This window comes from Paenibacillus sp. FA6 (genome assembly GCF_051550225.1).
In the GTDB taxonomy this organism is placed as follows: Bacteria; Bacillota; Bacilli; order Paenibacillales; family Paenibacillaceae; genus Paenibacillus_AQ.
In genome coordinates this window covers 4,207,132-4,231,333 of sequence record NZ_CP188820.1, presented here as the reverse complement: position 1 = coordinate 4,231,333, position 24,202 = coordinate 4,207,132, and the positions used below count along the sequence as shown (strand labels likewise).

The following is a 24,202-nucleotide window of genomic DNA, read 5'->3' as shown; positions in this document are numbered from 1 at the left end:
CAGCTTAGTTGTTCAAAACCATTTAGAAATAATTAGAGTAATGTGCGAATAGCACATTACTCTAATTGACTTATCTTAGGAATTTATCAATGTATACTAGCTTCAGTCTGTGAATAAGTACCAACGTCTAACGAGAGGAATTCTCTTCCACTGTTTCTTCAACCATGGTAGTACATAGTAGTCAAGACCGAACACGCTTCCTGAACCACCAATTGTAGCGATAGCTGCGGATACATACCAGAGCATTTCATAAGGTGCCATACCTGAAGTCCAGATCATAACGCCCATACCGATCGTTGCAATGGATGAGAATGCTGTGAATAGACCCAACATAAGAAGTGCACCGAAGGTGATCTCTGCAAGAACCATTGCGATTTGGAATATTTCAGCTAGTACAGTGTAACCTCCATCGGAAGTATAGAAGAATATATCCATAAAGGTATTCATAATGCTAGTAATAAAACCAGGTACAGGTAGTGCGGTTAACGTCTCGCCCGTACTAGCAACGGCTGAAGCAGCAGTTTGAGCATCTACGACCTCAGCAACGTTAGTTACAGCCTCACTCGCAGCTGAAGTGGCATCAGTTACTGGAGATGGAGGGATTAAGAATATCCGTGATGGATCTTCTATAATCTTTCCGATCTTATTCCAACCTTCTTTGAACCACATAAATCCTACGAAGAGACGGAGTGGAACAATCCAGAAATTTGGTGAACGCTTGGAAAAGTGACCACCTAGGAAGCTTCTACGATTCTCTACATGGAAGAATTCATGCATCATGTAGGACCATACTTTATTGAATCCAGCAACAGTAGATAGATAGAATAAGTTAATGAAGTGCTTAGAAAGCATAGCCATGAATCCAGTGAGCATGAACATTTTATTAGGAAGACCTACATTGGCAACGCCATATCGACTACCAATGGAAACCATCGTACCGTGAAAGGCTGGTTTGTATGATTTCTTCGCTGTACCCATCACATCGGCATGAATATTATGTGCAATAAGTGGAGCGGCGTGCTCCGCATTCTCAACCATTTGTGGTACAGGACGCGTTTCGCCTTCTGGAATAAAGAAGATATTATCTCCGACAACATACACATTCTCGTGATCTAAGCTTTGTAATTTATCGTTGGTTTCAATACGTTTGCGACCTTGCTGCTTCACATCCAGTGAACCTACGATATCGGAGCCTTCTACACCAGCTGTCCAAACAATGGTGCTTGCTGCGACTTCCATATCTCCCAGCTTGACAGCTGCAGGATCAACACCTGTAATTTTGGCGTTGGTAATGATCTCAACACCAATTTTGCGTAGATATTTCTCGGATTTAGCGATCAACTTGTCTGGTAGAATGGGTAGAATCTTAGAGGCCATATCTGCGACAACTAAACGAACGTCTTGTTGATCAATATAGAACTCTTTGCATAATTCATCACGGTACTCAGCCATTTCACCGATTAATTCAACACCTGTAAATCCAGCGCCTACAACTACGAAGGAAAGCTTCGTTTTACGGATAATAGGATCACTTTCTCTAGCTGCTTCAGTGAACATATTACGAATTTGTTTCTTCAACCGTACAGCATCTTCATGTGACCATAGCGTAAAGGTATTCTCTTCTGCGCCTGGGATTCCGAAGAAGGTTGGTTTACTACCTGTTCCGATGACTAGATAATCGTAGTCATATGTTGCTGTGTCGGATGATAATTGTTTAGCTTCGAAATCAATGTTCTTGATCTCATCAAGAACGATATCGACTTTTTGATTGGCAAATATTTTCTTGAGATCAATCTTTACCGCGTCTTCAGGTGTACGATTGGCCGCTACTTCATGTAGCTCAGTTAACAGGGTGTGATAGGGATTACGGTCAATTAGCTGAATTTCAACTTCAGTATTCTTCTTGAATTTCTTGGCTAATTTCTTAGCGGTGAGAACACCGCCGTAACCTCCGCCCAAAAGGACAATTTTCTTCAAAATGAAAGTTCACCTCAATGGTTTCTAATGTATTTCAATGACTAATAATACCAAGGATTAATAAAGATTAACAGTTATTAATTGGCACCTTCAAGGGCCTTTTGAGATAATGTGACGAAGTCGGATACGTGGATGGTTACGCCAGAGATGACATCCGTTTTTCCTTCCCCATTCATAGTAATTGCGGCAGGATCTTGTTTCTCAATCAAGAAGTCTTGGGCTGCTTGAGCTTCTTCATGCCATTCAGCTATAGATCCACCATTTGCCTTCATGCCGTATTTACCTTCAATAGAGTTAGCTTGTTTGTCTTCACCGGCTTCATTTACACCACTGAAGAAAGCATTTATGATTTTACCATTTGCGACTGTAAGATCAACAGTACCTTTCCAACCAGAAGCAGGGTCGAATTCGGCAGCTTCAGCATGATATGATCCATCTTTATAAGCGCCTGGTTCAGTAGGGCCAGCATCCAACGCCTGTTTGGCTAAGACGGCCAGGTCATTAACATGAATGGATACGCCTGTAATGGCATCTGTTTTGCCTTCACCATCCAAAGTAATTGCTGCAGGATCTTGTTTCTCAATCAAGAATTGTTCAGCTTTCGCAGCTTGCTCATACCAGTCTGCTTGTGCATTACCTTTTGCCTTCATGCCGTAATTACCAGCTTTATCTAAAGTTTTCTTATCAGGTCCACCTTTAGAACTTACGAAGTTCCAATCAACGGTTGCGATGGCGCCATCTTTCACTGAAAGAACGACATAAGGTTTCCAACCACTGCTCTCATCCAATGTACCTTCAGCATAATAAGCCCCATCTTGATATTTGTCTTGCCCTTCAGTTACTGCTGGCGTAACGGCTTCGTTTGTTGGTTCAGTAGTAGGTGGAGTAGCATCCTTCTCGTTTCCACATGCTGCTAATAATCCGACCAACATCACGCTGCATAGTAGTATCGTCCATTTCTTTTTCATCGTTTAATCCCCCTATTGTTTATTGTGAATTGAATCATATATTTAAAATGTGAACCGTGATAATGACGGGGCACATTCAATAGTTATTTCTTTCAAATGTTATGTCTACGAAAAGAGTAGCATGATAAATGTCTCAACGTATGTGAAATAAATCACTTGTTAATCCTAAGTTATCTTCAATTAGATTTAAATCCTCTTGTTGCTTATAAACTATATCAGGTTATGTGGGATTAGGGAAGAGATGAATTACCAAAATTTAAAATAGTTTTTAAAATAGAAGAAAGTATAAGTTTCACTTGATACTCTATTCCTTGTATTTCCGCTGAAACGGGTGCCTTAAAGTGATACCAAGTATCACTAGCATCGAAAGCATAATCCCTTTGAAAAAGGACGGCACCCGTTTCTGCTCGGTTGACAACGAATTTATCGAAGTTATTTGAGTCGTTTCATTGGTGAATTTATTTGCCGTATAAATAGGATTGACAGATGTTTACTTGAGTGTAGAATGGGGACAAAAGAGAGGAAAATTTTTGATGAAAACTGAATCCTATAAACCATAAAATTATTTCTGCCTGGGATAGATGGATATGAAAAGGAGTGCTTTCCCATACTTACGGCATCTAAGCTAAAACAACGACGGAAATTTTCGTTTCAACGTAGAAATTTATTTATTGCAACAGTGGAAGGAATACCTGCCACGATGTTTCAAACGTTGCTAGGAGGACCTTTTCTTACAGGCTACTTATTGTATCTAGGTGCAGGCTCTAGTGTTATCGGTTTGGTACTTGCAATTACAACGTTAGTCAACGTTTCTCAAGTGTTTATAGCTTTTATGATTCAGAAATTGCAAAGTCGTAAGTGGATGATGATTTTATTCGTTGCGCTTCACAGGTTACTCTGGACCTCTACAGGACTCATTCCTTTCATATTTGATAAAGAGTGGTGGGTACCGGTCTTTATTATTGTTTATACCTCTGCATTTATTGCCAATGCTGTAGGTGGTGTATTATGGGCATCACTTATTAGTGATCTCGTCCCTGCTCGTGTCAGGGGAAGATATTTCGGTATTAGGAATACGTTATTGAATGCGCTTGGCAGTATCATGCTGTTTGTTGGTGGTAAAATACTTGATAGTAATCCTGAAAGCACAGGATTTATGATATTATTTATCCTTATATTTATTTGTGCGATTGCTAATATTGTTACGTTCTGCTTCTATCCAGATCTTCCTTTCGAAAGATCTACGGAGAACAGATTATTACCTATGATGAAAAAGCCGTTTCACGATAAACCATTTATGAGATCAACATTGTTTCTAGCATTATGGCTACTTCTTCAGACGATGGTCGTTCCACTATTTTCTTATGTGATGCTAGATATATTACATATTAATTATCAGACGATCTCACTGCTAACTATCGTTCAGACCATATCTATGATGGCTAGTTTCTATGTGTGGGGTAATCTCAATGCTAAAATCAGCAATAAGACACTATTATTCTGGACACTCCCGATTATAGCTGGATCGTGCATGGTCTGGGGACTGCTTGCGTTTCTGCCTCTGCTATTTGTATTGATGATCTCGCATATTTTATTAGGAGCGGGTGTCGGTGGATTCAACCAATTGGTATTCAACTTTACGATTGGGGATACGCCAAAGAGTGAACGACCTATGTTCATAGCAATGTATGCTGCAATCACGGGCATTACTTCTTTCCTAGGACCGATGATTGGTGGACAAATATTTAATGTGATAAAAGAACTTCCGGATTGGGTTCAACAGTACGGCTTGCAAAGTGTGGTAGGGACGATTATGTTAATTGTAGCGTTGACGTTCGGACGAAAAATTCTTAAAGAGTCATAGACCATAGTGCTCTAAAAACTAAGATTACGCTTACGATGCCAGTTTTTAACGAAGTAGGTAAGCAGCAATGCTCTAAAAACTAAGATTACGCTTACGATGTCAGTTTTTAAAGGAATAGGTAAGCAGCAATGCTCTAAAAACTTTTAGGAGGAAACAATGGGACTTCAGGCTGTTGTATTAGGTGCTACTGGGTTGGTTGGAGGATTCGTAGTTGCAGAATTGCTACAACGGGAAGAATATGATGTGGTAAAGGTGCTTGTCAGGACGCCACTTGATATTCAGCATCCGAAGCTTACGCAGATTGTGGTGGAATGGGATACATTGGATCAATACGATGACGTATTTACGAATGTGAGAGATGTGTATTGTTGTTTAGGAACGACCATTAAGAAGGCTGGATCGCAAGAGCAATTTCGTAAAGTAGATTTTGAATACCCTGTTCATGCGGCTCAATTAGCACATGCGCAGGGTGCTGGTCAGTTTCTGACTGTATCTGCCATGGGAGCTGATCCTTCATCACGTATGTTCTATAATCGGACCAAAGGAGAGGCGGAGCATGCCCTTTCGGCTATTGGAATCCCGACAGTACAATTATTCCGTCCATCCTTGCTCCTAGGGAAGCGTAACGAGAAGCGTTTGGGAGAAGAGGTGGGTGCTAAATTCATGACTACTTTCGATTTTCTCTTTCGTGGAAAGGCTGCCGTTTATCGCGCGATTCCTGCTGAAGTAGTAGCTCGAGCGATGGTGAATATCGCATTGACGGGATTGTCGGGAATTCATATTTACCCTAATGAGGTCATTCATATTGTGGGGTTGGTTTAATAATTGCGTTAGTTATGTGATGTTCGGTTGTTATTGGTTCTGTGCATATGGTATGATATACAGTGGTAAATGGAGTTTAATGTTATAGATAATTGAAATAATAAGTTCCAATTTTATGTAACAAGAGTATAAACCCACCTTTGGAAAGTAAGCTTTAGGTGGGTTTTTTCACATTATAAGTTCGAGTAAGTTAGCATTATTGCAACAAAAATATGTAAGCAATGAAACGACAGGAGACAACGATGAATCAACCGCTATATGGCGTATGGTTAGGCGATGTATTTTTTTGTTTTTCAGGTGAGGTATCTGAGCCGAGGGTGGATGCTTGGAGCCGAGTGGTTAAACAGTTTGAATGGAAGGATGGAACTCGTCCTTTTGCGAATGGAGTGTTACGGCTAGCAGAACTTCGATATCCTTCTGCTACCGTGAACCCTAAAGCAAGCAATAGACGTGGGGAACGACGTCAACTGATGGGCAGGACGTTAGAAGGTCTTGCGCTTTCTCCACAAGATACATTCTTCATGCTTCTTGCTTGGGATGATGAGGTTTGTATAACAAATGGAGTACAGCCTGGTGCTGAAATGAGCTACTGGGTGAGAGTGGCGCATTTCGCATTGGAGTTAATGCTTCGTGGTCGGATCGCACCTGGGACAGCACCGCTCGTTACAACGGGCTCCCGTAGACGTACGAGTGAACAGGTTGTGACCTCTCGTTGGATGCCTAGATTGAAGGGCAAACGAGAAGTAGAACGCTTCTTACAACTGGCTGCTTCGATGCCCCCACTTGCATTTGGTGTTCCCGCATTCTTGGGCTCGGAGACGAAGGAGGAAGCGGGCGCTGCCGTGCTACATTCCTTCTTAAGTGCGATTATTCATACGGGAATCAAAGATGTAATACAGGGATTGGATGCTAAGCTTTCCCGGTATATGGCGAATTACAGAAGGGGTTATTCACCACTTGCTGAATTGTGGTGGGATGGGCTCTTGACGGTAAGTCGCGATATTTCAATTCAAGGATCACCTGGTGAAGTGGGAGAACTAACGAAGGCGGTATCTCTCATTGGAGGCACTTCTATTCCTGTCATTGGAAACGATGAAGAGGAAGAGCATGCTCAGCAGAAGGGACGTCTGAATTTAGGGCTACGGATGGAGCCGAGGATGCTAGCTGATGAACAGCAATGGCATGTATCTTTTTGGGCTGAGATCCAAGATGATTATGGGACGTGGCTGCCTGCAAGCTTTATATGGGGTAGAACTCATTCGGAATTGGAAGTCAGAGGGAGACATTATGAAGCGGTTCAAGAACAATTTCTGATGGCACTGGGTGAAGCTTCTTTCGTATCCGCTGAAATTCGTGATGCATTGAATTTCCCAGCGCCAGAAGGGATGGAGCTTACACCGGAGCAGTTATTCACCTTCGTTCGCGAATCGGTCCCATTGCTAACGGCTGCAGGGGTTAGCGTTCAGCTTCCATCTCGTTGGAGTAAAGACCGTCGGCGTGTAGGTCTAGCGCTTAGAATGGTACAGCCTGAAACGATAGAGAGCAAAGAAGGTGTGCCAGCAGCTTTAGGTATGGAGCACTTAATTTCATTTGAAGTGGAAGCCGCGATTGGTGGAATGACACTAACGCTGGAAGAAATGGCTAAGTTGGCCGAAGCGGATGTTCCATATACGGAATTCCGTGGTGAATGGATTGAAGTGGACCTCAAAGAAATCCGTCAAGTGTTGCGATATATTAAGCGCCACGAGAAAGGCCAGATGGAAATATCCGATTGGATGCACTTAACTGCTGAAGATAGTGATGAGCGGATGTGGAAGGGTCTTACCGTCATGGGAATGCAGACGGTGGGGATGTTATCTTCTCTTCTCGAAGGAACAAGTTCACGGCGTGTGCCAATCAGAGCTGTGCCTGAATCGCTTCACGGCGTGTTGCGTCCATATCAGGAGCGTGGTTATCAATGGCTTGCGGCTATGCGGGATCTTGGATTCGGTGTATGTCTTGCTGATGATATGGGGCTTGGAAAGACCGTTCAGGTTATCACTTGTCTGCTTGAACGGTTGGCTGAGCAGACCCAACCTGTACTGATTGTTTGCCCTACGTCGTTACTGGGGAATTGGCAACGTGAATTGCAACGTTTCGCACCAGATATGTCTATTTATATCCATCACGGGAATAAACGACTACATGGGGAAGAGTTCCTTCAGCAGGTTACACAGCATAATATTATCCTTACAACGTACCATTTATGTGGTAGAGATGGCATAGATTTGGCGCAGGTATTATGGGCAACCATCGTGCTGGATGAAGCGCAATATATTAAGAATTACCGAACGAAGCAAGCTCAAAGTGTCATGAAATTGTCTGCTAAGCATCGAATTGCGATGACTGGTACACCCGTAGAGAATCGCTTGGGAGAATTATGGTCGATTTTTCAATTTCTAAACCCTGGATATTTAGGGACTTCATCTTCATTCCGTCATCGCTATACTGGGGATGTAGATCAGGGTCGATTGCAGGAACTGCATAGACTGGTTGCACCATTCATGCTCCGTAGGCTCAAGAGTGATCCGGATATTGCGAAGGATCTACCTGAGAAGATTGAACTGAAATCTTACTGTACGTTAACCGATGTGCAAGGAGCGATGTATCAGGCTGTTGTCGATCAAATGTTGGTGCAGATTGAACAGCGCACGGGTATTGCGAGGAAGGGCCTAGTGTTATCTTCGCTGACCAAGTTGAAGCAGATTTGCAATCATCCTCAGCTTTTGGGCAAAGAGGAAACTCGGGTAACGAAACAGGAAGCCTCTGGTAAAATGGAGCGTTTGTTAGAGTTGCTTGACAGTATTGAGGAGATTGGCGAATCAGCGCTTATCTTTACTCAATACGTGGCTATGGGTCATTTGCTTGTATCACGTCTAGCTGCAAGATACGGCAAGGCTCCGGCATTCCTACATGGGGGTGTGCTGAAGCAAGAGCGAGATGAAATGGTTCGTAATTTCCAAGAGGGAGAGGGAACTTCGTTCTTTGTACTCTCGTTAAAGGCGGGTGGAGTAGGTCTGAATCTAACCCGTGCTAATCATGTGCTACATTATGATCGCTGGTGGAATCCGGCAGTTGAGAATCAAGCGACTGATCGTGTATTCCGTATTGGACAACATAGGAATGTGCAAGTTCACAAGCTCATCTGCCAAGGTACATTGGAAGAGCGGATTGATGAACTCATCGAGAATAAAAAGTCATTGTCTGAACAAGTGGTAGGTTCGGGTGAGACCTGGCTGACGGAGATGTCAGATACTGATCTGAGGGATCTGATCGCTCTGCAAGGCGAGGACTGGATGTAAGCGGAAGTTCAAAAAGTCATCTTTTGATCACGGATTGTAAGATCGATAACGTGAGAATTGCTATCTCAATAATAATAAAGATGAGGAGAGATGCGGATGACAGATGTAGCGAAAATCTTACTGGATGCGCGTCCGGGCATATTGATAGGGACGTTCGCCAAATCCGATGATGAACAGCCTGAAGATAATAACCACGAGGTGAGGATATCTGTGGAGGTGTGTGCTCCTCAAATTCAAGAGGGGATTCTCTTGGAACTAAGGGAGAATGCGCATGATTTGTACCGTCTTCTCAGCGGTGAGACTCCCTTGTGGCTTCATGATTTACTACCTTCATCAACAAATTTAATGTTGGGAGAAGCGACTTGTCATTGCGGAGATTCGACTTGCCCAAGCTTGTTATCTGTGCGTGAATATGCTTCTCAGCAGTTGGCTGCAGATCCGATGATGAGGTTAACTCTTATGGGATTGCCTCGTAAAGAACTATTGTTAAGTATTTTTGGTACCTGGTCTGCTTCAACTACCTCTCAGACAAAGGAGATAGCCATAGTAGAGGCATCACTCATCGAAGAGAAGGAGAAGATTGGACCCACTCCAGGCGATTGGCTAGCGGAGGCTGCTGAGCAAGGGCGGCTACATGAGCCAGGTCCTCTTTTTAGAGATGTTACGATACACCTTTCACCACCAGAGGATTCGGAGTTACATGCAGATGATTGGACTCCGTTGTTGCAGGGAGTTCCAGGAGTTCAAAAGGCATTGCGAATGATTCTAAAGAAGACAGCCGATACAGCTGAGAAACGTCGTCGGACGTGGTTAAAGGAATAGATTGGACCGTGCATATAAAATTAATGTCGTGTATTATAAATGGTAAAGTTACGTGCGACTGGGATTAGCAATCCATCATATGTAAAAGAAGTTCTACAAAGGAGAATTACAATGAAATCACAGATATGGCAAACGAAGCATTGGATCCGTCTGCTTGCTCCAGTGCTTATATCGTCTAGCATATTTCTTGCGGGTTGTGAATCTGAAACAGGAGGTTCCGCTCAAGGAGAGGGACAAGCATTGCAAGCTCCACCTGCTGGTCAAGGGGACCAGAAGGAAGTTGTAAAGGATGGACAAGCTGTCGATCCGGTCATGGCGAAACGTAATGAAAATGCACTTCAGGCTACAGTTCAAGAAGTGGATGGCCATTCTGTAGTAACGAATCCCGAAGCGATGACGGTGATTGTGAATAAACAACGACGTCTTCCTGAAGGCTACGAGCCAAAGGATCTAGTGGAGCCGAATGTTCCATTCTCTTTCGATGGACCGCATGAGAAACGAATGATGCGTAAAGAAGCGGCGGAAGCTTTAGAAAAGTTATTTGCCAGAGCGGAATCGGAAGGGATTGAACTGCGGGCAGTGTCGGGGTACCGTTCCTATGCTCGCCAGAAGGTGATATATGAAACTAATGTTCGTAATAGGGGAGAGGAAGAAGCTTCTCGCGTTAGTTCTGCGCCAGGCAATAGTGAACATCAGACGGGTCTTACAATAGATGTTTCCAGTCCAAGTGTAGGTAATGCGCTGGAAGAGTCATTTGGACAAACCAGGGAAGGCAAGTGGTTGGCGGAACATGCACCGGAGTATGGCTTCGTTATCCGATACCTGGAAGGCGCGGAGGATAAGACAGGGTATATATATGAACCATGGCATATTCGGTATTTCGGTACTGATCTGGCACCAGGACTTGCTGCCAGTGCACTAACGGTGGAAGAATATTTTGATGAAAGCAATATTAAGCTCTAGTTATTATTAGCGTACTTATAGAATGAAGAGACTGATGCACAAAGAAATAGCAGGCCAAGGTGGTTTATCCTTGGTCTGCTATTTTGTATTTCAACATATAAGAAAGCTATTCGAAATCGCACTCAATGCTCTATTTCTTATATTTCTGTAGATACGGGTTCCATTCTTGAAGAAAAGGGATGGAACCGCCGTTTCTACTTGTTAGTTACGGGTTCCGTCTATTGGGACAAATTTAGATCTGGTGTGATCTGAATCAGAAAGGATCTCCTTCTGAATTCTAAGCATCTTCTGATCAAGAGCATAGGCTGCCTCAGCCGCTTCTTTCAGCTCGATGTGTACATGGGCAGGTACCTGCTTATCGTACTTATAGAATAATATATGTTCCATACTTGCCCAGAAGTCCATCGCCAAGGTACGCATTTGAATCTCAACTTTTATATAGCGGGTTCCCTCCAACTGAATGAGAGGCACGGCTAGAATAATGTGAAGACTCTGATAGCCATTAGATTTGGGGTACTTGATATAATCCTTAACCTCTAGTACACGAATATCACCACGTTGTTGAAAGTGCTCCACTAAGCGATAAATATCTTTGACAAAAGCACATACAATTCTCATACCAGCAATATCGTGGATATGATCCAGCATATTCTCAAGGGTGAGGTCGAAGCCCTTACGTTTCAATTTAGAAAGAATACTCTTAGGTTCCTTGACCCGAACTTTAATATGTTCAATAGGGCTATAACCATCTTGTTGTTCTAGTTCTGACTTGATTAGCTTAATCTTATTCTGTAACTCTTCCAGAGCTAATTGATATAACAGGGGAAGCCTCTTCCACTCATCAAGCTGAAGCAGAAGATCGGTATCTGATTCCCAATTACCTTTATCCTGTTGTTGAATCAGATTCATTAACAGTTGACTTCCTTTTTGTTCTTTCAATGGGTACTCTCCTAAACTTTAGTGCTGAAAACCTAACTTTTTGAACTCGCACTAATTATGATATTTCTATTTTACCTGAAGAATAAGTGGATTTGCAAAAAGACAGACTCTTGCCGACTCACTATATTCTATGCGAGATCTCAAATTTCGGATGTCATCCACTCCATGAACTCTTTCGTCAAGTACGCCTGTGGGCGTTCTTCTTACTTGCTGGAGTTAGCTCTAGGACTAATCACACCAAAGGCTTCGAGCAGGAAGCGAGATGGCTCGACAGCTTTTCCATGGTACTGAAGTGGTGAGGTAATATAAAGTCGCTCCTTAGCCCGAGTTATAGCTACATATGCTAGACGTCGTTCTTCCTCAAGTGCAGCAGCTTTAGCATGTTTGGCATCCATCGTCTGTGGACGAGTGGCCTTCATTTCTTGGGGAAGTTGTTCTTTCAATACGGTACTATGAGGAAGAATTCCCTCGCTTGCACCAATCCAGTAGACTTGGCGGAATTCCATTCCTTTGGCACGATGAATAGTTAGTAGCTGTACCGCTTGACCTGCACCACCATCACGGAGAGCCTCCATTTGCTGATGCCGCAGCGTTAATTCGTCAGCATGAGCTATGAATAGTTCTACCGTATCGAACCGTGTAGCAGCACTCTCAAGCTCATCTAGGCTATCTGTGAGTGTTTCTTTATATTGGGTATGAAGAAGTGGATCGCCAGCCTCTAAGTATTTATCATAGAACAACCTTCTCATTTCCTGAATGGCGTACAGCGGCTTGAGTGATGCCAGTTTCTTGATCAATTTGATCCTTTCCTTGACAGCTACCTGCTGAAAAGGCTGAAGACGATCCCAGTGCGAGAGGTGAATGAGCGGATACTTCTTCGACTGTATCTTCTCTTGTTCTATTAGATAGTTCATACCATCTTCGCGCGGGATATAGAGTGGACCAAGTGTACTCTGATAAGCTTCTTTACAGCGTGGATTCACAGACAATCTCAGATGATCCATCAAGGTTCTGATGATCGTCTGATCATAGAACACCGTGTTACTTCCATATTGGACGAAAGGAATTCCTCGAAGTAATAATTGTTCTAACATAGAGCGACTACTACCTGCGGTTCGATGAAGAATAGCGATTTCGGAGTAGGTGATCTCTCCTAGTCGTACTTGCTCTTCTAAGTGATCCGCAACAAAGGTAGCCTCGTCCTCTACAGTAGCGGGAGAAGCATAGTAAGGGGCGTTACCTTCAGATCCTGCGGCCACAAGTTGCTTGTGACGTCGGAATTCATTGTGTGCGATGAGGGCCGTTCCTAGACCGAGAATTCTAGAATCACTTCGATAGTTGATCGGAAGTGTGATGATTGTAGCATCAGGGTAGACTTGATCGAACTGTAGAACAGATTCCTGCCGTGCACCATTAAAAGAATAGATGGTCTGATCATCATCTCCTACAACCATGAGATTACGTTGTTCAGCGGATAATTTCTGCACGATCTCATATTGGACTGTATTGGTATCCTGAAATTCATCGACCATCAAATAGGTGAATCGCGATTGCAGTTGAGTTAATCGAGAGGGATCATTCAATAATAATGTTGTATGTAACAATATATCGTCGAAATCCCATTGATTACGTCCCTGTTTCCATTCTTCATACGTAAGTAGGATATTTTTGATCTTTTTTTCTTCCTCTGTATTTGAGGGGAGATCGGAAGGCCATTTGCCGCTCATCTTCCATGAGGAAAGTGCGGCTAAGAGCGTTTCTGGCTGATAGGTCTCACCCGCTTTTAGGCGACGGAGTATAATTTTCATAATGGTATGTCTGGTTGAGAAGTCACTAAGTATTTGCTCTTGTTGTCCAGACTGTCGTAATAGAGATAATCCGAACGAGTGGAAGGTACGAGCTTGTACAGACCGTGCTGCAGCGGTTGAAATACAAGGAATGTTGGCAATTCTCTCTTTAATTTCTGATGCCGCTTTACTTGTAAAGGTTACCAATAATATTTGGGAAGCAGGAACACCACGGACGGCGATTAAATATCCTGTTCGTGCGGATAAGACGGTTGTTTTCCCACAACCAGCTCCAGCGAGTGTGAGTAATGGTCCCTGACCGTGACGCACGGCATCAATCTGTGGACCATTGAGAAGAATGCCTTCTTGCTCAAGTGCACGGAAATAGAAAGCATCCTCCATAGGTTGAAGAACGAGCTCTTTACTCGTGGTTGTTGGAGCAGATAGAGTCTGTGGTAAGGGTGTGGAAATAGGCACGCCTGTCGGATGTGACTGATATTTAGTGGTTAATTGTGGCAATTATGTCCTACCTTTCTGAACTGTACAGGATATACCTTTTCACAATCCATATATAAATTTGTTATGATAGAGTCAGATTCACTTATTTTGGTTAAGGAAAGAATCAATAGTTATCATTATAACGCTAATGACCAGGTTAAAGTAAGAGTTCAAAAGATGACCCTTTGAACTTCCTCTAAAAGAAAAATCTTCCTTTTGCCAAGTGTCAAAGCTTAATCCCATTGACTATCATAGGGCTAACTATAGGAATGAAAGCAGAATAATTGCGATTTAATCGAGAAGGAGAATAATTATGGATATTATGAAACGAATCAAAAGTGGGGCGAATCGTGTAACCCAAAAGGCTCAAAACATGGTGGAAATCAATAAAATTAAAGCTCAAATTACTGAAGTTGAAAGAGAAATGGATACTCATTACTTGCAGATGGGTAAAGTATTCTATGTAGGGTATCAAACGGAGGATATGAGTGTGGCTGAGATAGAAATGGTTAAATTGTCAAAAGCTTGTGATACACTGTGGGAAGATGTAGAGGGACTTCGTGGACGTATTGCAGAATTGCAGAACGAAAGGTTATGTGATTGTGGTCATGGTGTGGAACTAAATGTGAACTTCTGTCCACATTGTGGCACAAAGATGTCAGGAAGTGAGCCTAAAAATAGGCAGGAAAAGGTCACTAGCACCGAGAAGCAATCTATACGACCAGAAGAATTGGAAATACTAAACCCTAATTACGCCGATACGAATGAAAATGAAGATCAGGTAGTGGATAAGCAACCTCAGAGTTTAGAGCGCGAACGTAGACAAGTAGAAGAGCTAGAACGTGAGCGTGAGAGACAACTAGAGCTTGATCGTCGAATTCGTTATTGGAAAGGGCAAGATGACGGAGAGTTGAGTGTAAAGGATGAAGGGGAAGCCCCGGAAGAAACATTCAATTGTCAAATCTGTGCGGTTGATTTGCCCTTAGGATCTAAGTGGTGCCCGCGGTGTGGTGCGGAACAGATTTAACAATCTAGCCAAATAATATTTTCGGAAATGGAATACGTTCATGCAGCTTGGGAGGACATAAGAATGGATCAATTATTACATCATCTTCGGAATCTAGGGTTTACGGAGATGGAAGCCAAGGTGATGGTCGAATTGGCAGGGAAAGGTCCTTCATCGGGATATGAGGTGGCCAAAAGGTTGGGTGTATCGCGTTCTAATGTGTATACTACGTTGCAACGGCTGTCCCAGCAGGGATTTCTCCATCATAGTTCTGGGGAGCCGATTCGCTATAGTATGATTACGACGGAAGAACTGACGCACATGATCTCAGGACAAATGCGTGAATCGCTTTCCTTTATCGAGAGTCAAATGCCAAGAATTGAGCCCGAACAGCCGCCTTTCTTTTCTTTAGAGGGAGACCACCATGTCCTAGCAACGCTAGTGCAACGGTTGGAGAGGGCAGAGAGGGAAATTGTCATTGATGTATCGCATGAAGAAGCTACGCTGTTACGTGATGAATTGGAGCGTGCTGAGAGCAGGGGAGTAAAGCTGCTCTGGTCTACAGATGGAGGGGAAACGTCCCTAAGCCGTCATATGTTATGGTCAGGATGGGACTTATCATTTACACAGACATCAGTAAATCTAGGGCGTAAATTCTCATTCGTTATCGATCGGAAGTGGTGTATGCTCGGCATGCGTGGAGAGGACTGTCCAACGAGTGCTATGGTGAGTATTCACCCGGCGATGTCGGAGTTACTGCTTAGCCATTTCACACAGGAGATGGTTCTTTACGAAATGGAGAAAGACATCGGGGATACACTGACAGAACGGTACGGTCTTCATTATGAACAAATTTACAAGAAGTACGTGGGCGTAGACTCACAAGTGGGAAACGAAGATAATAACAATAATAAGGAGGAATGATGACATGCAGGAGTGTCTCGTTCATTTCGAAGTGAAGCACAAAGAAGAAACCAAACAGTTGCGGGGAATTATCTTTCTTGATGAGAACCAACAGCCGGGTGATGAACAGCTTTTGGATATGCTTAAAGATATGAACTACAACGTCGTAATCGCTGATCGTGATACATTGTTATTTAAGTCAGTTGATCCCTCATCAGAATATACTACTATTAGGATTACTGAGTTAGATATGGGGGAAGAACGGTACACTGAGGATAGAGACCTGAAGTCTATTCTTAGCAATCTATTGTAAGAGGAATCTAGTGTTCACATGATTCTAGCATTTTCCTCTTTGTTTAATGATGTGCTATGCGTTATAATGCATAAGTTACATTTCACACTTACATTGCGAGTTCAAAAAGTCAGATTTTCAGCACCGAGAAGATTGGATGAAGCAAGGGAGTGAGGAGCGGAGCGTAGGCAGTACCTACGTGAGCACCTGAAATGTTTCCGAAGGAAACATACCCCGTAAGCATATGCTAGGACCGGCTGAATTCAATCTTCGATGTCGAATACGCCGCTTGCTATACTTCGTGATCAAAAGATGACTTTTTGAACAACCTCTTATATTGTCATATGACTCCGTATAGGTGCAGGAATAGGCCTGCATGTCTCTACCTGATCACCGGAATGATTGGACTACGGGTTAACAATAACTTGCCCTCCCATCCATCTATTCAGAGAACTTGACTGAGAAGCATAGTACGGTAAGGTATGTTTGTTAATCTAAAGCCCTGAATTCCCTGCTGCGAGATAGCTGTGATGAAGGGGCTGTTTTTCGTGGAAATGGGTACCGTCTTGTACAGGCTGGTATCGCTTTGTATATAACCAAAGGGGGATTTAATATGCAATTGCTAAGAAAAAAAGTTATCAACGAAGGTATCGTACTAAGTAATCAAGTCTTGAAGGTCGATTCTTTCTTGAACCATCAGATGGATCCAGTATTGATGAAAGAAGTAGGTAAGGAATTCACACGCAGATTTGCCGATCAGAAAATTACGCGGGTGTTGACCATTGAATCGTCCGGAATCGCACCAGGGATTATGACGGCGCTAGAGTTAGATGTGCCGATGATCTTTGCTCGTAAACAGAAGTCATTGACGCTTAAGCAGGATATCTACGTGGAGAAGGTATTCTCATTCACGAAACAAGAAACTAATGAAATTACAGTCTCCAAGAAATTTATTGATCCTACAGATCGCGTATTGATTATCGATGATTTCCTCGCGAATGGTGAAGCGGCATTTGGGTTAGCTCGGATCGTGGAGCAGGCAGGGGCAAAAGTCGTAGGAATTGGGATCGTCATTGAGAAATCCTTCCAACCAGGGCGTCAACTATTGTTAGAGGCGGGTTATCGTGTTGAATCTCTTGTACGTATTGCTGCGTTAGACAATGGGACTGTGACCTTTGTAGAAGAGGATAATGTAGGAGTAAGATAGTTTACTGTGAACTAGGGGGAAGAAACAGCATATGCAACAGCAAGAACAGGGTCATGAACCTATTTTTCAGAAAAACAGAAATCCAGTCCAGACGTTATCTCTAGGACTTCAGCATGTGTTAGCGATGTATGCGGGTGCAGTTATTGTTCCGCTCATTGTGGCGGGGCAATTGGGTCTCTCAACGGAACAATTAACCTACCTCATCTCTATTGATTTACTTGCTTGTGGTGTGGCGACATTGCTACAGGTATTTGGGAATAGATTTTTCGGGATTGGTCTTCCTGTGATGTTAGGATGTGCCTTTCAAGCTGTATCTCCAATGATCGCGATCGGACAGAGTCATGGCGTGTCTGCCATATACGGTGCGATCATCGCTTCGGGTATATTTGTCATACTATTCTCGGGTTTATTTGGAAAAATGATTGCTTTCTTTCCGCCCGTTGTAACAGGATCAGTCGTGACTATCATTGGTTTGACGCTTATTCCGGTTGCATTAACGGATATAGGAGGCGGACAGGGAGCAGCAGATTTCGGAAGTTCCTTGAATCTGTCTCTAGGCTTCGGTGTGTTATTGTTTATTATTTTGATGAACCGATTTACTAAAGGATTTATACGCTCTATATCTGTTCTAATAGGATTAATCGTGGGTACTGTAGTATCGGGTATGCTAGGTCATGTTGATCTTGCTCCGTTGAGAGAAGCGGGGTGGTTCCAAGCCGTACAGCCCTTCTACTTCGGAAAGCCGACATTTCATGCCTCAGCTATTATTACCATGATCTTGGTAGCTATCGTAAGTGTGGCGGAATCAACGGGCGTGTTCATGGCGCTTAGTAAAATTGTAGGTAAAGAGCTCACCTCGAAGGATCTGAGTCGTGGGTATCGAGCGGAAGGAATCGCTATTGTTGTTGGGGGAATATTCAACTCTTTTCCTTATACAACGTATTCTCAAAATGTAGGGCTCGTACAAATGAGTCGTATTAAGACTAGGGATGTCATCGTTGTTGCAGGTGGAATATTAGTGGTGATCGGCTTCGTACCGAAGATTGCTGCATTAACACAGCTCGTACCAGCTCCTGTGTTGGGCGGGGCGATGGTCGCTTTATTCGGGATGGTTGTCTCGTCAGGAATCCGGATGCTGGGCGATCAAGTAGATCTGAATCGGTATGAGAACTTGTTCATCATTGCTTGTTCTGTAGGTATGGGACTTGGAGTAACCGTAGTGCCAGAAGTATTTACACAGTTGCCGGCCTGGCTTCGTATTCTCGTTGATAATGGTATTGTGGCTGGTAGTGTTACAGCTATTATTATGAATCTTATTTTTAATGGTCTCAAAGGGAATAACGTTGCTCAATCAGAATAATGGCTATCCAATAAAATGATCTTGTGATAGATCAGGGGGGCTGCTCCACTCGTAGATGACAATCAACGAGTGGAACAGCCCCCCCTTGTTTTTGAAAATATAGGATTCTATGAAGTGCTATGCATGTCTTGGGATTATCATTTGTAAGGCGCTAGGGGATACGATGGAATCGTAAGGATGGTTAGGCACATTCTCTGCGACCTGGGCATCGAAGCCAATGGCAAGCGCTGTTAATGTTAGAACTCCTGAAGTCGAGATCAGATCAATAGTCTGAGCTTGCCCTGCGAAAATAACTTCTAACGCGCTTTTTGTATCAAGTGGTATACCAAAACTTCGAGCTGTATCGTTACCTGAACCGGCTGGAATGACGGCTAAGGGTGTACTTTGTTCCATGTTCGGAGCCCATTTCCACTACCGGATTTTTTGTTAATGAGAAATAGATACATCGCTTTTCCTCCAAAGATTGATTATTAATATACTAAAAAATATAAAAAGAAAAAGACAATCATGTGTTCCAACTACTGTAACCGTTGGAGAAGTATGATACAATAGGAATGAGTGATTCAGCTACACTGGTTTTCGGGATATTCGTTTGTCAGATACTCGAGCGGTAATCGAAGAGCTTTCTATCCATCACATAATGCATATTACTCCACGATGTTTTAAGGAAGATCTTTTCGGCATTCTCTTAACCCGAGCTTTTCATTCAGCGATTTGGGAGGGAACAATTATGGCAACTAAAGGTCATAACGAAGTCAAGGAAAGTCTAAGGGAAATGACACGTATTTTCCAGCCTAAGGATCCAAAGAAGTTTGTAAAGGATTACGTCAGGAAATATCATATTATGGGAGGATACGAAGAGGAATTGACCTCTGTGGTAGAGCATGAACTAGGACGGATGAATTCTTCTGCGTTATAACGCAATAATTATTGAATTTTATGAAAGACCCTTATAAACTGTCTTCTGCGGTACTAACCGCGGAATTCGGTTTTTTGTTGTTGGACATGGTTCAGTTTAAGCTTAATTGGTTATGAGAATAACATGTGACAGATATGTTTCGGATGACACAATGTTGGCAAATATAGAAAGAGTAGCATAACAACGTATTTTTCAAGGAGATATTATAAACTACATTCTTGGGCAAAACTCTTTTCATCATATGAAACCGATTACAAACGCTAGTGCTATGCTGTTTTCAAAGATTTGAACAATTTGTGAACTAGGCGCCAATCATTGACAAAGTAGTACCTTAAACTTATATTAAACTAGGTGATACTTTTAATTGACAAATACATATTTTTCGTTGTTTTAAAGGTATTTTTTGTGATCAATGTTTGAAAAAATATATTAAATTGCATAAAAAGTGGGGTAGATTATGATGAAAAGATGGCAGGCCATGAAGAGACTCCTTCCTATGCTAGCAATGTTCACTTTGCTGTTGGCAGGTTGTGGCCGTGAGGACTTGTCGGTGCTGAGACCGCAAGGGCCTGTGGCACAGGGGCAGTACAATTTAATATTGCTGTCCATCTCGATTATGTTCGTTGTATTGATGATTGTTTTTGTGATTTCAGCATTTGTACTCATTAAATTCCGTAGAAAACCGGAACACACAGAAATGCCTGAACAAGTTGAGGGTAATTTCAAGTTGGAAATCATTTGGACCGTTATTCCATTGATATTAGTACTTGTTCTTGCAGTACCTACTGTTAAAGAGGTATTTGCTTTCGGGAATGATCATTCTAATGACAAGGATGCTATACAAGTGAAAGTTACGTCGCATCAGTACTGGTGGGAATTTGAATATCCTCAGTATGGCATTACTACAGCACAAGATTTAATCATTCCAACGAATAAGCATATTGCGTTTGAACTGAAGACAGCAGACGTAATTCACTCATTCTGGGTACCTTCCTTATCAGGGAAACTGGACACTAACCCAGATGGAACGCTTAACAAATTTAGTTTCGTTGCTCCTAATGAAGGAGTGTATCTAGGTAAGTGTGCGGAATTATGTGGACCATCACACGGGTTTATGGAGTTTAAAGTGAAGTCGGTAAGTCAGGAATCCTTTGATCAATGGATTACGGCTATGGAAGCACCGATGGTAGCTTTAGAAGATGAAGCACTTGCAGATACATTTAAGAATCAATGTTTGACATGTCATGCCGTTGGTGATCAAGGAGGTATGTCTGGACCGAATCTTACGGGAATTGGTTCGCGTGAAACGGTTGCGAGTATCTTGTTGAATTCCGAGACGCCTGGGGAATATACGAACACCGTTGAGGACAATTTGAAGGAATGGCTCCATGATCCACAATCAGTGAAGCCAGGAAATAAAATGCCAGCACCGAAAGACTTGGGGCTTACGGATGATGAAATTGATGGTATTGCAGAATACTTAGCCAATTACAAATTAGATTACTAATAACAGCAAGGACTTTAAAGGGGGTACGAACCTTGGCTCACGCTCATAGTGTCAAGCGCTACAAAGGCTTAATGGACTGGTTAACAACTGTTGACCACAAGAAAATCGGTGTCCTATATTTACTTGGCGGGGGATTATTTTTTGGTATTGGTGGTATTGAAGCAATTCTAATTCGACTTCAATTAATTAAGCCGATGAATGATTTGATAGATGCACAAACATTTAATGAATTAATTACAATGCATGGAACAACAATGATCTTTTTAGGTGTCATGCCGATTATATTTGCTCTCATGAATGCTCTTGTTCCACTTCAAATTGGTGCCCGAGATGTGGCATTTCCATTCCTGAATTCTTTAGGTTTCTGGACATTCCTGTTCGGGGGAATCTTATTGAATCTTAGTTGGATTATGGGAGGTGCACCCGATGCGGGTTGGACTTCCTACACGCCGCTGTCTGGTTCGATGTATAGTACCACGCATGGGGTGGACTTCTATACCGTCGGGTTGCAGATTGCAGGGTTAGGTACATTAATTGGGGGTATTAACTTCCTAGCAACTATTATTACGATGAGAGCACCAGGGATGTCGTTTATGCGTATGCCTATGTTTACGTGGACTTCATTCATTACCTCAGCGATGATCTTGTTTGCCTTCCCAGCAATAACAGTTGGTCTTGTACTGTTATCTTTTGACCGGATTCTAGGCGCCAACTTCTTCGATGTTGCGGGTGGTGGGAATCCAATCCTTTGGCAACATATATTCTGGATCTTTGGACACCCAGAAGTGTATATTTTGATTTTACCTGCATTTGGTATTATCTCGGAAATTATACCTACTTTCTCACGTAAACGCCTCTTCGGATATAGTTCCATGGTGTTCGCTACCATCTTAATCGCCTTTTTGGGATTCATGGTATGGGCGCATCATATGTTTACGACAGGGCTTGGACCTGTGGCTAACGCTTTGTTCTCGATATCTACGATGTTAATTGCTGTACCGACAGGGATTAAGATCTTTAACTGGCTGTTCACGATGTGGGGAGGTCAAGTGTCCTTTACGACACCTAACCTATTTGCAATTGGATTTATCCCAACCTTTACAATGGGTGGAGTAACGGGTGTGATGCTTGCATCTGCTCCTGCAGATTATCAATACCACGATACGTATTTCGTCGTAGCCCATTTCCACTATGTTATTGTCGGTGGTATGGTGTTCGGAATATTCGCGGGACTACATTACTGGTGGCCTAAGATGTTCGGACGAATGTTAAATGAGACTCTGGGCAAGTGGACTTTCTGGACCTTTGCAATTGGTTTCCATATGACATTCTTCATCCAGCATTTCCTTGGATTGATTGGGATGCAACGTCGCGTATTTACATATTTACCGAATCAGGGCTTTGATACGATGAATTTAGTCAGTACTATTGGTGCACTCTTAATGGGTGTGGGTGTGATGATATTCCTTGTTAATATTTACCTCACATCTAGAAAACCAAATGGTGTTGCTAATGACCCTTGGGGAGATGGGCGTACATTAGAATGGACGATTCCATCACCTCCACCGGAGTATAACTTTAAACAAATACCGCTTGTGCGGGGTCTCGATGCTTATTGGAAAGAAAAAATGGATGGAAATAAGGAAATGACGCCTGCCGAGCCGGTAGGGCCTATCCATATGCCTTCACCTACCATACTTCCATTTGTGATGTCTCTTGGAATCTTTATCGCAGGACTTGGTTTTATGTTCAGCAATGAGAAATTCTCTAATTCATTTATGAGCTTTATATTTAACAACTGGGTTGTGTGTGGATTAGGGCTTCTCATCACGTTCGGATCTATGTTGCTTCGGTCGCACTTTGATGATGCTGGCTGGCATATTGAACCAGAGGAACTGGAAGAGGAGGGGGTATAAGAATGGCTTCAGCACATGTAGAACAGGTAGAGGACCAATTGCCTCATCATCCTGAGAAGGCAACACTTGAAGGTCGTAACAAAATTCTTGGTTTTTGGCTCTTTCTTGGTGGCGAGGCCGTACTCTTTGGTACTCTCTTCGCTACATTCCTTACACTGCGTAATCAGACCAATGAAGGTCCATCGGGATTTGAACTTTTCAGTTTGCCGCTGACGGGACTTGCAACGTTAATCTTACTATTGAGTAGCTTGACGAGTGTCTTCGCTATTCAGGCTATGCATCGTCATAATGTAACCTCACTGAAGAAGTGGTTAATGCTGACAGTTCTTTTGGGACTTGGATTTCTAATTATTGAAATCTATGAGTTCTATGAGTATATGATGCATAATGATTTCAGTATGACGACAAGTGCATTTAGCTCGGCATTTTACACGTTAGTCGGATTCCACGGTGCTCACGTTATATTCGGAATTTGTTGGATAGGGTTTCTGATTAGACAGTTGTACACCAAAGGATTAACCGTTGTAACGGCACCAAAGGTTTATGTGTCGGCTATGTACTGGCACTTTGTCGATGTAGTATGGGTATTTGTCTTTACGGTCGTTTACTTGCTTGGAAAGGTGGGCTAAAGCATGACTGTGGATGAACAGATCAAGCACAAGGTGGTTAATCGCCGCCCTCGACATGAGGGTCCGCAGAAACATATTGTAGTGTTTATCTTTTCCATTGTGCTGACTCTAATCGCATTTGCAACAGTAGCGGCAGGAGGAGTAAACAAAGCCTTTACGATTACCTTATTGTTGGTAATGGCCATCCTACAGGTTTTTGTTCAAATGGGATATTGGATGCATTTGAAGGATAAAGGACATTTGTTACCGATTGTGTTCATGCTAGGTGGATTCTTCGTAGCAGGGACGGCAGTCATTACAGCAGTATTTTGGATGTGGTGGTAAGATAAGAAGAGGTGGCTTAAGCCACCTCTTTTTTAAAATATAAGAAAGTATAAGTTTCACTTGATACTCTATTCCTTATATTTCCGCTGAAACAGGTGCCGTCTTTGAAAAAAGACGGCATTGCCGTTTCTACTTGAATGGATAAATGTAAAAGAAAC

General features: G+C 42.7%; 20 protein-coding genes and 1 riboswitch. Of the genes, 15 read left to right on the top strand and 5 right to left on the bottom strand.

What is annotated here, in order from left to right:
* Positions 1–102 precede the first annotated feature (102 nt).
* Both ACP8HI_RS19430 and ACP8HI_RS19425 read right to left on the bottom strand, forming a co-directional pair.
* Positions 103–1,977: an FAD-dependent oxidoreductase gene (locus ACP8HI_RS19430; RefSeq protein WP_438347819.1), complete on the bottom strand. Its 1,875-nt coding sequence runs from the start codon at positions 1,975–1,977 to the stop codon at positions 103–105.
* 77 nt (positions 1,978–2,054) lie between these two features.
* Positions 2,055–2,945 (bottom strand): FMN-binding protein, encoded by an 891-nt coding sequence (locus tag ACP8HI_RS19425; protein ID WP_438347818.1) that lies wholly within the window; start codon positions 2,943–2,945, stop codon positions 2,055–2,057.
* 700 nt (positions 2,946–3,645) lie between these two features.
* On the opposite strand from ACP8HI_RS19425, the gene ACP8HI_RS19420 reads away from it, so the two are divergent.
* The 5 genes from ACP8HI_RS19420 to ACP8HI_RS19400 all read left to right on the top strand — a co-directional run bounded on the left by ACP8HI_RS19420 (position 3,646) and on the right by ACP8HI_RS19400 (position 10,757).
* Positions 3,646–4,809, top strand: coding sequence for an MFS transporter (locus ACP8HI_RS19420; RefSeq protein WP_438347817.1), 1,164 nt, complete (start codon positions 3,646–3,648; stop codon positions 4,807–4,809).
* A gap of 156 nt (positions 4,810–4,965) precedes the next feature.
* The gene (locus ACP8HI_RS19415) at positions 4,966–5,631 is read left to right on the top strand and encodes an oxidoreductase (protein ID WP_438347816.1); all 666 of its coding nucleotides are present in this window, start codon (positions 4,966–4,968) and stop codon (positions 5,629–5,631) included.
* A 242-nt stretch (positions 5,632–5,873) separates the two neighbouring features.
* Positions 5,874–8,972, top strand: coding sequence for a DEAD/DEAH box helicase (locus ACP8HI_RS19410; RefSeq protein ID WP_438347815.1), 3,099 nt, complete (start codon positions 5,874–5,876; stop codon positions 8,970–8,972).
* 96 nt (positions 8,973–9,068) lie between these two features.
* Positions 9,069–9,794 (top strand): hypothetical protein, encoded by a 726-nt coding sequence (locus ACP8HI_RS19405; RefSeq protein WP_438347814.1) that lies wholly within the window; start codon positions 9,069–9,071, stop codon positions 9,792–9,794.
* 111 nt (positions 9,795–9,905) lie between these two features.
* A complete protein-coding gene (locus ACP8HI_RS19400) occupies positions 9,906–10,757 on the top strand; it encodes a M15 family metallopeptidase (RefSeq protein WP_438347813.1) in 852 nt (283 codons plus the stop codon).
* A gap of 201 nt (positions 10,758–10,958) precedes the next feature.
* Here ACP8HI_RS19400 and ACP8HI_RS19395 read toward each other — a convergent pair whose 3' ends face one another.
* Positions 10,959–11,666, bottom strand: coding sequence for a GTP pyrophosphokinase (locus ACP8HI_RS19395; protein ID WP_438351906.1), 708 nt, complete (start codon positions 11,664–11,666; stop codon positions 10,959–10,961).
* A gap of 233 nt (positions 11,667–11,899) precedes the next feature.
* Entirely contained in the window at positions 11,900–14,002 is a 2,103-nt protein-coding gene (locus ACP8HI_RS19390) for an ATP-dependent helicase (RefSeq protein WP_438347812.1), read from the bottom strand.
* A gap of 292 nt (positions 14,003–14,294) precedes the next feature.
* On the opposite strand from ACP8HI_RS19390, the gene ACP8HI_RS19385 reads away from it, so the two are divergent.
* The 5 genes from ACP8HI_RS19385 to ACP8HI_RS19365 all read left to right on the top strand — a co-directional run bounded on the left by ACP8HI_RS19385 (position 14,295) and on the right by ACP8HI_RS19365 (position 18,749).
* Positions 14,295–15,008, top strand: coding sequence for a zinc ribbon domain-containing protein (locus ACP8HI_RS19385; RefSeq protein WP_438347811.1), 714 nt, complete (start codon positions 14,295–14,297; stop codon positions 15,006–15,008).
* A 63-nt stretch (positions 15,009–15,071) separates the two neighbouring features.
* Positions 15,072–15,911 carry a TrmB family transcriptional regulator gene (locus tag ACP8HI_RS19380; RefSeq protein ID WP_438347810.1) on the top strand — a complete coding sequence of 280 codons (840 nt, stop codon included), beginning with the start codon at positions 15,072–15,074 and terminating at the stop codon, positions 15,909–15,911.
* Positions 15,912–15,915: 4 nt separating this feature from the next.
* A complete protein-coding gene (locus ACP8HI_RS19375) occupies positions 15,916–16,203 on the top strand; it encodes a hypothetical protein (protein ID WP_438347809.1) in 288 nt (95 codons plus the stop codon).
* Positions 16,204–16,512: 309 nt separating this feature from the next.
* Positions 16,513–16,612: riboswitch (purine riboswitch) on the top strand.
* A gap of 183 nt (positions 16,613–16,795) precedes the next feature.
* Positions 16,796–17,389, top strand: a complete 594-nt coding sequence (locus tag ACP8HI_RS19370; RefSeq protein ID WP_438347808.1) for a xanthine phosphoribosyltransferase — start codon at positions 16,796–16,798, stop codon at positions 17,387–17,389.
* 31 nt (positions 17,390–17,420) lie between these two features.
* Positions 17,421–18,749 (top strand): nucleobase:cation symporter-2 family protein, encoded by a 1,329-nt coding sequence (locus tag ACP8HI_RS19365; protein WP_438347807.1) that lies wholly within the window; start codon positions 17,421–17,423, stop codon positions 18,747–18,749.
* 117 nt (positions 18,750–18,866) lie between these two features.
* Here the strand turns inward: ACP8HI_RS19365 and ACP8HI_RS19360 are convergent, their stop codons facing one another.
* Positions 18,867–19,142: a diacylglycerol/lipid kinase family protein gene (locus tag ACP8HI_RS19360; protein ID WP_438347806.1), complete on the bottom strand. Its 276-nt coding sequence runs from the start codon at positions 19,140–19,142 to the stop codon at positions 18,867–18,869.
* Positions 19,143–19,479: 337 nt separating this feature from the next.
* Here ACP8HI_RS19360 and ACP8HI_RS19355 point away from each other — a divergent pair, with 337 nt between their 5' ends.
* The 5 genes from ACP8HI_RS19355 (at position 19,480) to ACP8HI_RS19335 (ending at position 24,044) form a co-directional block, all read left to right on the top strand.
* Entirely contained in the window at positions 19,480–19,668 is a 189-nt protein-coding gene (locus ACP8HI_RS19355; protein ID WP_438347805.1) for a hypothetical protein, read from the top strand.
* A 457-nt stretch (positions 19,669–20,125) separates the two neighbouring features.
* Positions 20,126–21,175, top strand: a complete 1,050-nt coding sequence (gene coxB / locus ACP8HI_RS19350) for a cytochrome c oxidase subunit II (RefSeq protein WP_438347804.1) — start codon at positions 20,126–20,128, stop codon at positions 21,173–21,175.
* A 71-nt stretch (positions 21,176–21,246) separates the two neighbouring features.
* A complete protein-coding gene (ctaD, locus tag ACP8HI_RS19345; RefSeq protein ID WP_438351905.1) occupies positions 21,247–23,091 on the top strand; it encodes a cytochrome c oxidase subunit I in 1,845 nt (614 codons plus the stop codon).
* 2 nt (positions 23,092–23,093) lie between these two features.
* Positions 23,094–23,720 carry a cytochrome c oxidase subunit 3 gene (locus ACP8HI_RS19340; RefSeq protein WP_438347803.1) on the top strand — a complete coding sequence of 209 codons (627 nt, stop codon included), beginning with the start codon at positions 23,094–23,096 and terminating at the stop codon, positions 23,718–23,720.
* Between the two features lie 3 nt (positions 23,721–23,723).
* The gene (locus tag ACP8HI_RS19335; RefSeq protein ID WP_438347802.1) at positions 23,724–24,044 is read left to right on the top strand and encodes a cytochrome C oxidase subunit IV family protein; all 321 of its coding nucleotides are present in this window, start codon (positions 23,724–23,726) and stop codon (positions 24,042–24,044) included.
* Positions 24,045–24,202 lie beyond the last annotated feature (158 nt).

What these genes read in the sequence shown, in the direction of transcription:
- ACP8HI_RS19365 (WP_438347807.1), top strand. Translation starts at nt 17,421, where the DNA reads ATGCAACAGCAAGAACAGGGTCATGAACCTATTTTTCAGAAAAACAGA.
- ACP8HI_RS19355 (WP_438347805.1), top strand. Translation starts at nt 19,480, where the DNA reads ATGGCAACTAAAGGTCATAACGAAGTCAAGGAAAGTCTAAGGGAAATG.
- ACP8HI_RS19380 (WP_438347810.1), top strand. Translation starts at nt 15,072, where the DNA reads ATGGATCAATTATTACATCATCTTCGGAATCTAGGGTTTACGGAGATG.
- coxB (WP_438347804.1), top strand. Translation starts at nt 20,126, where the DNA reads ATGATGAAAAGATGGCAGGCCATGAAGAGACTCCTTCCTATGCTAGCA.
- ACP8HI_RS19420 (WP_438347817.1), top strand. Translation starts at nt 3,646, where the DNA reads ATGTTTCAAACGTTGCTAGGAGGACCTTTTCTTACAGGCTACTTATTG.
- ACP8HI_RS19395 (WP_438351906.1), bottom strand. Translation starts at nt 11,666, where the DNA reads ATGAATCTGATTCAACAACAGGATAAAGGTAATTGGGAATCAGATACC.
- ACP8HI_RS19370 (WP_438347808.1), top strand. Translation starts at nt 16,796, where the DNA reads ATGCAATTGCTAAGAAAAAAAGTTATCAACGAAGGTATCGTACTAAGT.
- ACP8HI_RS19400 (WP_438347813.1), top strand. Translation starts at nt 9,906, where the DNA reads ATGAAATCACAGATATGGCAAACGAAGCATTGGATCCGTCTGCTTGCT.
- ACP8HI_RS19405 (WP_438347814.1), top strand. Translation starts at nt 9,069, where the DNA reads ATGACAGATGTAGCGAAAATCTTACTGGATGCGCGTCCGGGCATATTG.
- ACP8HI_RS19340 (WP_438347803.1), top strand. Translation starts at nt 23,094, where the DNA reads ATGGCTTCAGCACATGTAGAACAGGTAGAGGACCAATTGCCTCATCAT.
- ACP8HI_RS19335 (WP_438347802.1), top strand. Translation starts at nt 23,724, where the DNA reads ATGACTGTGGATGAACAGATCAAGCACAAGGTGGTTAATCGCCGCCCT.
- ACP8HI_RS19385 (WP_438347811.1), top strand. Translation starts at nt 14,295, where the DNA reads ATGGATATTATGAAACGAATCAAAAGTGGGGCGAATCGTGTAACCCAA.
- ACP8HI_RS19415 (WP_438347816.1), top strand. Translation starts at nt 4,966, where the DNA reads ATGGGACTTCAGGCTGTTGTATTAGGTGCTACTGGGTTGGTTGGAGGA.
- ctaD (WP_438351905.1), top strand. Translation starts at nt 21,247, where the DNA reads ATGGACTGGTTAACAACTGTTGACCACAAGAAAATCGGTGTCCTATAT.
- ACP8HI_RS19375 (WP_438347809.1), top strand. Translation starts at nt 15,916, where the DNA reads ATGCAGGAGTGTCTCGTTCATTTCGAAGTGAAGCACAAAGAAGAAACC.
- ACP8HI_RS19425 (WP_438347818.1), bottom strand. Translation starts at nt 2,945, where the DNA reads ATGAAAAAGAAATGGACGATACTACTATGCAGCGTGATGTTGGTCGGA.
- ACP8HI_RS19360 (WP_438347806.1), bottom strand. Translation starts at nt 19,142, where the DNA reads ATGGAACAAAGTACACCCTTAGCCGTCATTCCAGCCGGTTCAGGTAAC.
- ACP8HI_RS19410 (WP_438347815.1), top strand. Translation starts at nt 5,874, where the DNA reads ATGAATCAACCGCTATATGGCGTATGGTTAGGCGATGTATTTTTTTGT.